This is a genomic window from Ferdinandcohnia sp. GQ5, assembly GCF_059759275.1.
This window is the reverse complement of record NZ_JCAXEW010000006.1, coordinates 14,056-26,368: the sequence shown is the minus strand read 5'-3', so window position 1 is coordinate 26,368 and position 12,313 is coordinate 14,056. Positions and strand designations below refer to the sequence as shown.

The window sequence follows — 12,313 nt, the reverse complement described above, 5'->3', positions numbered from 1 at the left end:
CACAATGATAGCCCTTTCACGGTATTAATATTTTTATTCCTCTTTAAAGACAACTTCTAGTCCAGCATTTTGATAAAAAGTAACCTTTGCTTTGTTGTATTGGTCAGTCAATTTATTAAACGTTTCATTTGCGGCAACTACTTTTTCATACGTTTCATTTATAAGATTAATTTGTTTTTCTAATTCATCCAATGTTAATTCTTCATTTTGAAACATTTCATATAATTTTTTATCATGCTCTATGGCTTCTTTATATACAGTGTATAGATCCTCGTAGCTTTCGTAACGCTTGTTCATCAACGATACAAGTTCGTTACCTTCTTCCTTTACACTGTCCTCTTTTATTTCAGAAATAATTGCATCAACCTTTTGAAATTCCTTCTTGGATGCTTCGATGCTCTTTTGTTCATTGTTAATTCGAGTTTCGCGGTCTCCAACAATTGCCAATGCTTCATTCGATAAGGAAACAATTTGATCAAATTCTTTCATACCCAATGTTAAAATTTTATCATAAAGCTCTTTCTCTTTTTTCTCAAGCTCCACCAATGGGTTTTGTTGTTTTTCAAAGTCCTTTTCTACTGCTACCACTTTTTCTAAAGTCTCATAAACCTGTTCTTCAGGTGTGGGGCCGCCCAAACACCCCATTAAGAGAAAACTCATACAAACACAAAGAAATACAACTTTTAACGTTTTATTTTTCAATATCTGCTCCCCCTTAGCTACTTCAAATATACTATATTATAATACGATTTCATAACATTTTTTAGGTTTCAACTAAATATATGAATTTGTACATGCTTTAGAACAGACTAGAGTCCTACTTTTATATTTGAAAATGAAAAAACCTTTGTTAAACTTAAGATAGATATAAGCATCAAGACCAGGAAGTGATAAAAATGATAACAATGGATAATATTATCCGGGAAGGACATCCAACTTTACGGAAGGTTGCAGATGAGGTTCCTTTACCTGCATCAGAGGAAGACCGCAAGATACTTAAAGAACTATTAGAATATGTGAAAAACAGTCAGAACCCTGAAATTGCTGAAAAATACGGATTAAGACCAGGTATAGGGCTTGCTGCACCGCAAATTAATGTGTCAAAGCGTATGATTGCTGTACATTTAAAAGATGAAAATGACGAACTACACAGTTATGCTTTGTTTAATCCAAAGATTATTAGTCATTCTATAAAAAAGAGTTATTTAACAACTGGTGAAGGTTGTTTGTCTGTTGACAGAGCTGTACCAGGATATGTACCGCGTTACCTAAAAATTAAGGTAAAAGGAACTACCATAGACGGCGATGAAGTGATTGTGAAATTAAAAGGTTTACCTGCTATTTGTTTTCAGCATGAAATAGATCACTTAAATGGAGTTATGTTCTATGATCATATCAATGAGGAAAATCCGTTTGCCGAACCGGACAACGCGATCCCTATCGAGCGTTAGTAAGTAATTATTTATACGTTAAGTTTATAGTGCTTTTGTTTGGCCAAATTGACTTATTCATCTTCGCCAAAATTACCTTTCTTTTATTAGCTATGATAATTTGACCCTTTTTTCCACATAATAAGGACAAAACTTTAACCCAAAATCAACGTTCTTGAGATGTTTAAAGTTTGAGAAAAAAGGAGATGATAGTCATGCTAAAAAAGTTACGGAAAAAATTAATTAAGCAGTGGCAAGATTTATTAAAAAGGAAATCAATAGCATAAGAATTAATAACAAAAAACTTGCCTCCTAGTGAAGTTGAAACTAATAATGACGAAAAGAGCCCTTCGTTATGGAGGGCTTGTTATATACTATCATGCTTTTCAATGGTATAATAGACATTTAGGTGTACGGTTCAATAATTTTAGAATAAATTACATAGTAACCCCTAAACTAACCCCCTCTTTTTACCTATAAGCAATGCAATGTTAAGAAATATTTAGGAAAAGCAAGAAAAAACATGAAAAACTTGTTATATTTTTATATAATAGAAAAAGTTACTCTAACTTTCGGAAATTAAGGAGAGATTTGGCAATGATTTTTAAAGTTTACTACCAAGAGGATGTATTAGAAGTTCCAGTAAGAGAACATACAAAAACTTTGTATATTGAAGCAGAATCTCAAGTTGAGGTTCGCCAAAAATTAAAGGAACGGAAAATTAACATTGAATATATTCAAAAGGTGGAAGGGGCCTATCTTGAGTATGAGCAACTAAATGAAGATTATAATGTATTGGAGATTTGATGAATTATGAAATTTGTAAAGAACGATCAAACAGCTGTTTTCGCCTTAGGTGGACTCGGGGAAATTGGTAAAAACACTTATGGCGTACAGTTTCAGGACGAAATTATCCTGATTGATGCTGGGATTAAATTCCCGGAGGACGAGCTGTTAGGAATCGACTATGTTATTCCTGATTACAGCTATTTAGTCAAGAACGAGGACAAGATTAAAGGTTTATTCATAACGCACGGTCACGAGGATCATATTGGCGGAATCCCGTATTTACTTCGTGAAATCAATGTACCGATTTATGGAGGTAAGCTTGCCCTAGGTTTAATTCGTAACAAACTAGAAGAGCACGGACTACTTCGCCAGGCAAAGTTGATTGAAATTAAGGAAGATGACATAATAAAATTCCGTAAAACATCGGTAACTTTTTTTAGAACGACGCATAGTATTCCAGATTCATACGGAATTGTAGTAAAAACGCCTCCTGGACAAGTCGTACATACAGGGGATTTCAAATTTGATTTCACACCTGTTGGGGAGCCAGCGAATCTTCAAAAAATGGCGGAAATCGGCAGAGATGGAGTACTATGCCTGCTCTCAGATAGTACAAATGCGGAAATACCACATTTTACAATGTCTGAAAGACGTGTAGGAGAAAGTATTCAGGATATTTTCCGAACGGTAGATGGCCGAATCATATTTGCTACTTTTGCATCTAATATTCATCGCCTACAGCAGGTGGTTGAAGCTGCTGTTCAAAACGATCGAAAAATCGCAGTATTTGGAAGAAGTATGGAATCAGCAATCACAATTGGATATGATTTAGGTTATATTCAATGCCCAAAGGATACTTTTATTGATGCTAACCAAATCAATCGTCTCCCAGCAAATAAGGTTGTTATTCTTTGTACTGGAAGTCAAGGGGAACCAATGGCTGCCCTTTCAAGAATTGCGAATGGTACACACCGACAAATTCAAATCATTCCTGGGGATACAGTCGTATTTTCATCATCACCTATTCCAGGAAATACACTGAGCGTTAGTCGAATCATCAATATGCTTTACCGCGCAGGCGCCGATGTTATTCATGGAACACTAAGTAACATCCATACATCGGGTCATGGCGGCCAAGAGGAGCAAAAATTAATGCTTCGTCTAATGCAACCAAAGTATTTTATGCCAATTCATGGTGAATACCGGATGCAAAAGATGCACGCGAAATCTGCTGTAGATTGTGGTGTATTTGAAGAAAACTGCTTTATTATGGACAATGGAGAGGTTCTTGCCTTAAGTGAGAATGAAGCATCTGTTGCAGGAAAAATTCCATCAGGAAATGTGTATATCGATGGTAGCGGTATTGGTGATATCGGAAATATTGTGTTGCGAGACCGCCGCATCCTTTCCGAGGAAGGTCTTGTGATAGTTGTCGTAAGTATTAATATGAAGGACTTTAAGATTGCTGCAGGACCTGACTTAATTTCTCGAGGATTTGTGTATATGCGTGAGTCTGGAGATTTAATCAATGATGCACAGAGTCTTATTACGAAACATTTAAATAAAGTAATGGAGCGTCGCACGACCCAATGGTCTGAAATTAAGAATGAAATCACAGACACGCTTGCACCGTTCCTATATGAAAAGACAAAACGCCGTCCAATGATTTTACCAATCATTATGGAGGTTTAAGCTAGTCCGTTAACCCTTGTAATATTCAATGTTGATTCCCACTGAGGCTTCCCTCAGTGGGTTTTTACTTTCACCATTACACAAATAAACCAAGTTTAGTTTAGATCTCAATTCTTTTTTTACTCAAGTTTGTCAGTCTAGAGGCTTCTCGCGGGACATGCTTCCATATTTTTACGTGAGCATGCTTTTCAATGCATGAAAACTAAGCGTACTCTAAATTTTTTTGTCCATAATAAAAACGCCTCATACTGAGACGTTTATTCTACGATTAGATTTTTTTCAAAACGGCTAATATCTGTGTCAGCCCCGATAATAATTAGGATATCCCCTTTATGTATTTGCTCGGTTGCTGATGGAGATACAATAATGTCTTTTCCTCTTTTCATCGCGACGATGGTTACCCCATACTTCGCACGTACATCTAATTCAATTAAAGATTTCCCGTCAATCTTTTTTCCTGCAACAATTTCAATAATACTATGCTCATCAGAAAGTTCCAGATAATCCAAGACATTGTTTGAAATAATATTATGGGCAATTCGTTTTCCCATATCTCGCTCTGGATGTACAATCCGGTCCGCTCCAATTTTACTTAAAATTTTCTCATGATAGTCATTTTGTGCTTTCACCCAAATTTGCTTGACCCCTAATTCCTTTAGAATAATAGTCGTTAATATACTCGCTTTCAGATTGTCCCCGATAGCAACAATAACTAAGTCAAAATTTCGAATCCCTATGCTCTTGAGTACTGATTCATCAGTTGAATCGCCAACAACTGCATGAGAAGCTATCGTTGAAAACTCATTTACTTTATCTTCATCAAGGTCCATGGCCATGACTTCCATACCTTCATCACTTAATGCGCGGCATATGCTACCTCCAAAGCGCCCAAGGCCTATTACCGCAAACTCTTTTTTGTTCACTACCTATTCCCCCATCAAATTGAGATACCTTAGATTGTATCACAATTAATCTATAATTTGGAAGCATCACTGAAAAGCACTTTATAACAAAAAGACTAGGGTTTCCTAGTCCTTTTAAGGTTTTCTAAATTGCCTCAAGCATCTTAAACTGTGCTTTTACCAATCCAAAATATTCGCCTTGCTGGTTCATTAATTCATGGTGATTTCCTTGTTCGATGATTTCACCATGATCTAATACGAAAATATTATCAGCTTCACGAATAGTCGATAGCCTATGGGCAATGATGATTGCTGTACGCCCCTTTAATAATTGCTTTAAAGCCTGTTGTATTTTGACTTCAGTTTCAGTATCAATACTTGCAGTTGCTTCATCTAAGATTAAGATTTTAGGATCTGCAAGCAGTGCACGAGCGAAAGACAATAATTGTCGTTCCCCAACTGATAGGATATTCCCTCTTTCCTCAACTTCCGTGTCATAACCATTTACGAGTTTCTCAATAAACTGATGGGCACCCACTGCTTGTGCAGCGGCTATTATCTCTTCATCCGTTGCGTCTGGTCTCCCAAACCGGATATTGTCTTTTATTGTACCAGAGAAAATAAACGTATCTTGTAGGACTACACTTATTTGAGAACGAACACTCTGGAGAGATAATTCTTTTATATTTATTCCGTCGATTTTTACTTCACCAGATGTTACATCATAGAAGCGGCTGATCAGATTAGCAATCGTCGTTTTACCTGAACCAGTATGACCCACGAGGGCGATGGTTTGACCTGCGTCTATCGTCAAGGAAATGCCTTTCAAAGCTTTTCGACTTTCATCATATGCGAATTCCACATGGTCGAATTCAATCTTTCCTTTCATATCAGACAAGTGAATTGGGTTTTCTTTTTCACCAACAATTGGTTCTTCATCAATAAATTCGAAAATACGTTCGGAAGAGGCCATCCCCACGAGTAATTGATTATATACTTGACCTAAACGTGAAATAGGCTCCCAAAACATTCCTAAATAGAAGGCAAATGAGACAAATACCCCAATTGTTAGTCCGTCAGCTTGGATTAGTGTAGCCCCGAACCAAATCAAAATTGCAGTTCCAACCGCATTTGTCATTTCAACAAATGGACGGAACATCGCATTTTTCTGGGTAGCATCTCTCCAACTTTCAAAGTTTTGATTATTAATTCCATCAAAGAACTCAATATTTTCCTTTTCCTGAGTAAATGCTTGTGTCACACGAATCCCTTGAATACTTTCATTTAGATGCGAGTTTAGCATGGATTGCTTAATTCTTACTGTTTGCCAAGATCTTCTAATTTTTCTTCTTAATTTAGTTGTAATTAAGACCATCAGTGGCAGAATAATTAAGATTGCCAATGTAAGCTTTGGACTTAAACCAAAAAGAATAAAAATGACCCCAAACAGGAGCACGAAATCCATTAATAGATTAATTACCCCATTCGTGAATAATTCCTGTAGTGAGTTCACATCATTTAGGATTCGAACTAAGATAGAACCTGCTGAACGCTTATCAAAGAATCGATGTGATAGACCTTGAACGTGTGTAAAAAGATGCTTTCGTAAATCGTAAATAATATTTTGACCAAGCATATTGGTCCATTTGATACGATAAATGTTGGCAACATAATTAATTGCATATAACCCAGCAATCGTAGAAACTAAGACCATTAATAAATCTGTATCTTTATTCGCAATCGCATGGTCAATTGTATATTTCCCAATTAGAATAGGTGCGATCAACCGAACAGCGGTTGTTAATAATACCATGATTATTGCTAAAGGCAATAAATTTTTTGAATATGGTTTCATATAGCCTAATAATCTGAGCATTTGTTTCCAGTTAAACGGTTTTTCGATTGCTTGGTCCGTTGAATAATGGAACCGATGTTTTATATCTTGTTTTTCATTTTTTGACATTTAATCTCACCTACCTAACCTACTTGTGACTGTAAGACAACTTTTTGATCCTTATACTGAATATCATAGATGCGTTGATATGGTCCTTCATTTTTCAATAATTCCTCGTGTGTTCCACGTTCAACGATGGCTCCATTTTCTAATACCAATATCTCATCAGCATGTTTCAAAGAAGAAATGCGATGTGCAATGATAAATGTAGTCCGTCCCTTCATTACTTCCTTTAAGGCTTGTTGAATTGAAAATTCTGTTTCCATATCTACCGCGCTTGTTGCATCATCTAAAATGAGAATACTAGGATCAATACAGATTGACCTTGCTATCGCAATTCGTTGCTTTTGTCCACCAGATAATCCCATGCCACGTTCACCAAGCATCGTATCATATCCATTAGGAAGCTCCATGATAAACTCGTGTGCTTGGGCTCTTTTTGCTGCATCAATAATTTCTTCCAATGAAGCATTAGGCTTACCATATGCTATATTCGCACGAATTGTGGAAGAGAATAAGAATGATTCCTGCATAACAAATCCAATATTGCTCCTTAAAGTAGCAATCGAATAGTCTGAAACATCTTTGCCATCAATAAAGACTTGGCCTTTTACCGGTTCATAAAATCTCGTCATTAGCTGTGTAATACTTGTTTTCCCTGATCCTGTTGCCCCAATTAACCCAATTACTTTACCTGGTTCAGCTGTAAATGAAATCGACTGTAATGCTGCCTCATCATCCTCTGTATACTTTAAGGTAACGTCTTTAAATTCTACATGCCCCTGCAAGTTATCACTGTTAACAACATCTTTTTGATCAATAATTTTTTCATCTGCTTCTAGAATCTCTAGTAAACGTTCGCCAGATGCCTTGGCTTGAGAAAACATATTAATAATAAAACCAAGGTTCATAATTGGGTTGAGCAGGTACCACACTAAACTAAAAAATGCGACGAGTTCCCCGTAAGAGACAGACCCACCAATTACTAGATATCCCCCATAAGATAATAGAGCGACAACACAGACATTTCCAATAAACTCCATTAAAGGGAAAAACTTTGCCCAAATCTTTGAGGTAGCAAGTGATACATCTCGGTAATCCTCATTGGAATGATTGAATTTATTAATTTGAAATTCTTCTCGTGATAATGACTTTACCGTATTAATCCCGCTGATATTTTCTTGTACATTCGTGTTCAAACGACCAAATGTTTTTCTAACCTTACGAAATGCTGGGTGGACCCGCTTATCAAAACGATAAACAACAATTGCGAGAAATGGTAATGCCAAAATTGTTACCAATGTAAGTGAAATGGAATACGAAAACATCACGATTAAACTGAAAACAATTAAAAGTGTAAAACGAAGTAGTTCGGCAAACCCAAATGAAAGGAAGAATCGAATTCCCTCAACGTCGGCAGTTAATCTTGACATAAGATCTCCTGTTTTTGCATTATCATAATAACTAAAGGGTAAGCGTTGCAGTTTTTCATATAATGCATTTCTTACCTTATAAACTGCCGTTATACCAAATAAATCCCCTAAATACTGGTTGAAATATGTGGCTATCCCCTTAATTAACATGATGGCAATAAAACCAAATGCAAGATATGGTACATACTGATAATTTCCTGCCCTGATAACCTCATCTATGGTTATCTGAAGTACGATAGGATAGACAACTGTAATTCCAGTTACAAAAATCATGGCAAATAATGACCAGAAAAAATATTTCCGGTACGGCCAATAAAACCCCTTTAATTTCCTAAAAGTATCCATAAAAGTCCCCCCTCGGTGTTTCCATAAAAAACCTGAAATGTACGTAACATATAATATATCGGTTTTCGAAATAAATATCTAGTGCATTTTCAGAAAATGTTAAATATTTTTTCTAAAAAAAATAAGGCTAAGTCAATTTGACCTAGCCTTGTGAGCAAACCTCATTATTATTCAGCATTTTGAGTTTCTTCTAATACGCGGTTAACTCGTTTGGTTAACATCTTCATGCCACTACCACCTGCTTGAAAATGACGAAGCTTGCCTTCTTTATCAAATACATAATAAGCAGGAACATATTGGTTTTCGAACTTATCATTTAATTTAAGATCACTATCAACAAAGATTGGTTGAGTGATATTATGCTCCTCGGCAACTTGCTTGATTTCATCTAAATCAAGATCATTTTCTGACCTTGGCATATGAACAGCAATAACATTTAACTTGTCCTGATATTGATCACGGAATTCATTCACCTGAGGCATTGCTTCCTTACAAAGACCACAGCTGATTGACCAAAAATGAATGAGAGTTGGTTTTTCACCAACAAGGTCAGCTTTACTAACTTCACCATTTAACCAAGCTTTTTCTCCATCAAGTTCAGGCATTTGATCACGTAATTTCATCGATTTTATCCTCCGAATTATGGATTAAAGGGTCTAACAAACGTTAGACCCTGTTGTTATTTGTTATACATTAGACATTAAGTGTAGCTTGACCAGGTCTCCAGTTAGCAGGGCAAAGGCCACCAGTCTGTAATGCTTGAAGAACTCGTAATGTTTCATCAACATCACGACCAATGTTGTTGTGGTTAACAACAGAATACATCATCTCCCCTTCTGGGCTGATGATGAAAAGACCACGTAATGCAATACCTTCTTCTTCAATTAGAACACCGTATTCTTTGGAAATAGCATGGTTAGTGTCTGCAGCTAGTGGATAGTTCAGATCCCCTAATCCATTGTCTTTACGGTCAGTGTTAATCCAAGCTAGGTGTGTATGAATTGTATCTGTAGAAGCGCCAATAACGATTGCGTCTAGATCTTCAAACTCATCGTAACGATCAGACATTGCTGTAATTTCTGTAGGACATACGAAAGTGAAGTCCATTGGATAGAAAAATAAAACTGTCCACTTATCGTTTTTCATGTTCTCTTCAAGACTAACTTTACCAAATTCTTTATTTGGCATAACAGCATCCATTTCAAAACGAGGAGCTTGTTTACCTACCATACGTTCTGCCATATGTAAAACCTCCATATATTTTTAATAAGTAGATTGATAACGCTAACACCAATATTCAAGTATAACCAGCATTGTACTGTTTAAACATGATAATCGCTATCAACAATGACTAGTTTAACAAAGAGGTGGCTGTCGATTCAAGTAAAACGCCGTCGTTTTTTAAAAATTATATAATCTTTACAATTTTATAATATATTGTTGATAAACGATGGGTTCACAAAAAAAGACTAGGTGAAATACCTAGTCTTGACTTATCCTCTCTCATTGTTTACGCCTGTCCTAAACGACTTTCTACTTGTTGACAAACTTGGTCAGCAGATAGTCCGTTTGCTTCAATGACAGGCCCTTTCATGACAGTATCAGCCATTCCCATTACATTCGAATCTAAGCCTGTAACAACACAACAGTCACAGTTTTGTGCATCACTTTCCTGTTTTAGCTGAACAACTTCATAGCCTTTTTCTTGAAGAGCCTGCTGAACATTTGTTAGAGAACCTTCAACACCAATTTTCGCCATTAATCATCCACCTCCTCATATATGTAATTTGTCACAATCAGACTGTGATTATTCTACACATATTCGTGGATTGAATTCTGCACGATAACGATTTATAGAAATCATTTTATAAAGAATCTATATTTTCTTTAATCATCTCAACAAATGCTTGGACTTGTTTAAGCTCAAATGCATAATCATAACCGACCAACCATGTGTCGCGCTTCATTGGTTCATTATTCTCGTTCATTAAAGGGATTTTATATATGTTTTTCGTTTCATCATCATTTAAAGTGACAGATGGCAAAATCGCATAACCAATTCCATTTAATGTCATTTGCTTACATGTTTCAATTTGGTCAACCACAATGGTGCGACGTGGTGTCGATTGAAAGGTTCGATGCCACCATTCCTGAATTTCTTGATAATAGGTTGAATCACTTTTGAATTGAATAAACGGTCGGTCTGTTTCCCACACCTGCTCGATTTGTTGGATTTCTGTATCAACCATATACATCGTATCGGTTAATAGATGATGCTTTGCACCCTTCCAATCAGGTTTGCCGCGGATAATTCCAATATGTACTGTGTCATCATAAAGATTTTTTAATATTTCACTACTCCAACCGGTAATTAATGAAATTTTAGCATGCGGAAACTTATTTACATATTTTTTTAATACCTTTGGAAGCCAATTTTGTCCGATAATGGACGCACATGCGATTTTAAGGGTGCCGTGCACTTCTTGATTGAGTCCTTGTAGCTGCTCACGTATTTTTTCTTCCTTCTCAACAACCTCTTTAGCAAAATCAATTATTTTTTCTCCAGCAGGTGTTGGTGTGAGTCCTTTTTGTGAACGAATGAATATTTTTGTGTTCCATGCCTTTTCAATCGATTGTAAGCGCTGGGATAACGCAGGTTGTGTAACAAATAAACGTTCAGATGCTTTTCGCATATTTAATTCAGATGATAGTACCACTAATAATTGAAATTCGGAAAATTGCACATTGTTTCCTCCTGAACACAGGTATAAGTTTTACTTATAGTATAAATGATTTATTACAAATTATCATTATACACAGAAAAAAACCCTCCATATCAGCATGAAGGATTTAAGTAACTTATTTAATTTTTAATTGTTTATTAAATTGCTTTAAAATAGTACGGCGGGTAAAAATTCCTTCAAACACTAAATCATCATTTTCAACACAGACAAATGAGTGATCAATGACTAATTGTAGACCCTTTATGACATTGTCATTTAAATTTAACCGGGGTATTTCCCTGTTCATTACTTCTTCAACCTTCATTTTCTCTAGACGTTCAAATTCAATTCGCTCTAGTCCAAGAATTGAGTCTAAAATATGTGTTGAACTAATCAATCCATGCAGTTTATACTTTGGATCCAATACAGGGACTGCGGTATATCCCGTTTTTGTAAGGACAAGTAATGCGTGCTCTAAGCTATTCCCGATTTGAACGTGAGCTACTTTATCTGCAGGAATAAGTAAGTCTTTAATTGTTGTTTCAAATAGATTTTCATTTTGAAGACCAAACATGTAAGCCTCACAACCTCACATTGTAATTATTTTCATATATTACCAGATTTAAATTTTCATTCTCCTCTTTTATTTTAACATAATTTTTGGGTGAGAACTTGTATTATTTAAGGGTGATGTAGAGTTAGTACTTTAGAAGGAAGAAAAGGCTCAGCAGTCTGCCGAGCCTAAGAAGTGTGATTAGCTAATTAAATCGAAAATTTCAATCGCAATCATGTCAATATTATCGAATTGATACGTTTTGGGCTTTTCCCCTTGTTGGTATACTTCGAGTTCAAATGTACTTGTTTTGTTAAAATACTTAACACTACATTTTCTTTCACCATTTACTTCAAAAAAACGTTGTGGGGGCTCCCCACCGTTTGCATTTTCCTGAAGGCTAATAAGACGAGATATGATTCCTTGTAACTGTGACATATGTAGCCTCTCCTTTCTCTACTTTTAGGATTGAGCAATATCCTCTCTTCTATC

General features: G+C 35.9%; 13 protein-coding genes. 3 read left to right on the top strand and 10 right to left on the bottom strand.

Going from position 1 to position 12,313, the window contains the following annotated elements; all coding sequences use genetic code 11:
* Positions 1 to 33 precede the first annotated feature (33 nt).
* Positions 34 to 702 carry a YkyA family protein gene (locus tag AC6CHV_RS08785; RefSeq protein WP_341332017.1) on the bottom strand — a complete coding sequence of 223 codons (669 nt, stop codon included), beginning with the start codon at positions 700 to 702 and terminating at the stop codon, positions 34 to 36.
* A 194-nt stretch (positions 703 to 896) separates the two neighbouring features.
* Between AC6CHV_RS08785 and def the strand changes: the two genes are divergently transcribed.
* From def to rnjA, 3 genes are all read left to right on the top strand, one after another.
* Complete coding sequence (gene def / locus AC6CHV_RS08780; RefSeq protein WP_440273338.1) at positions 897 to 1,451, top strand: peptide deformylase; 555 nt, start codon at positions 897 to 899, stop codon at positions 1,449 to 1,451.
* 576 nt (positions 1,452 to 2,027) lie between these two features.
* On the top strand, positions 2,028 to 2,237 hold the full coding sequence (locus AC6CHV_RS08775; RefSeq protein ID WP_099363155.1) for a DNA-dependent RNA polymerase subunit epsilon: 210 nt from the start codon (positions 2,028 to 2,030) through the stop codon (positions 2,235 to 2,237).
* 6 nt (positions 2,238 to 2,243) lie between these two features.
* Positions 2,244 to 3,911 carry a ribonuclease J1 gene (gene rnjA, locus AC6CHV_RS08770; RefSeq protein WP_121445034.1) on the top strand — a complete coding sequence of 556 codons (1,668 nt, stop codon included), beginning with the start codon at positions 2,244 to 2,246 and terminating at the stop codon, positions 3,909 to 3,911.
* Positions 3,912 to 4,168: 257 nt separating this feature from the next.
* Here the strand turns inward: rnjA and AC6CHV_RS08765 are convergent, their stop codons facing one another.
* The 9 genes from AC6CHV_RS08765 to AC6CHV_RS08725 all read right to left on the bottom strand — a co-directional run bounded on the left by AC6CHV_RS08765 (position 4,169) and on the right by AC6CHV_RS08725 (position 12,259).
* Positions 4,169 to 4,834 carry a potassium channel family protein gene (locus AC6CHV_RS08765; protein WP_341332019.1) on the bottom strand — a complete coding sequence of 222 codons (666 nt, stop codon included), beginning with the start codon at positions 4,832 to 4,834 and terminating at the stop codon, positions 4,169 to 4,171.
* 124 nt (positions 4,835 to 4,958) lie between these two features.
* On the bottom strand, positions 4,959 to 6,776 hold the full coding sequence (locus AC6CHV_RS08760; RefSeq protein WP_341332020.1) for an ABC transporter ATP-binding protein: 1,818 nt from the start codon (positions 6,774 to 6,776) through the stop codon (positions 4,959 to 4,961).
* Between the two features lie 14 nt (positions 6,777 to 6,790).
* On the bottom strand, positions 6,791 to 8,545 hold the full coding sequence (locus AC6CHV_RS08755; protein WP_341332021.1) for an ABC transporter ATP-binding protein: 1,755 nt from the start codon (positions 8,543 to 8,545) through the stop codon (positions 6,791 to 6,793).
* A 167-nt stretch (positions 8,546 to 8,712) separates the two neighbouring features.
* Positions 8,713 to 9,168: a TlpA disulfide reductase family protein gene (locus tag AC6CHV_RS08750; protein ID WP_341332022.1), complete on the bottom strand. Its 456-nt coding sequence runs from the start codon at positions 9,166 to 9,168 to the stop codon at positions 8,713 to 8,715.
* Between the two features lie 70 nt (positions 9,169 to 9,238).
* On the bottom strand, positions 9,239 to 9,787 hold the full coding sequence (locus tag AC6CHV_RS08745; RefSeq protein WP_099363161.1) for a peroxiredoxin: 549 nt from the start codon (positions 9,785 to 9,787) through the stop codon (positions 9,239 to 9,241).
* A 268-nt stretch (positions 9,788 to 10,055) separates the two neighbouring features.
* Complete coding sequence (locus AC6CHV_RS08740) at positions 10,056 to 10,304, bottom strand: YkuS family protein (RefSeq protein ID WP_099353608.1); 249 nt, start codon at positions 10,302 to 10,304, stop codon at positions 10,056 to 10,058.
* A 106-nt stretch (positions 10,305 to 10,410) separates the two neighbouring features.
* A complete protein-coding gene (gene ccpC / locus AC6CHV_RS08735; protein ID WP_341332023.1) occupies positions 10,411 to 11,289 on the bottom strand; it encodes a transcriptional regulator CcpC in 879 nt (292 codons plus the stop codon).
* A 115-nt stretch (positions 11,290 to 11,404) separates the two neighbouring features.
* The gene (gene cbpB, locus AC6CHV_RS08730; protein WP_440273340.1) at positions 11,405 to 11,842 is read right to left on the bottom strand and encodes a cyclic-di-AMP-binding protein CbpB; all 438 of its coding nucleotides are present in this window, start codon (positions 11,840 to 11,842) and stop codon (positions 11,405 to 11,407) included.
* A gap of 180 nt (positions 11,843 to 12,022) precedes the next feature.
* Complete coding sequence (locus AC6CHV_RS08725) at positions 12,023 to 12,259, bottom strand: YkuJ family protein (RefSeq protein WP_121445041.1); 237 nt, start codon at positions 12,257 to 12,259, stop codon at positions 12,023 to 12,025.
* Between the last annotated feature and the right edge of the window lie 54 nt (positions 12,260 to 12,313).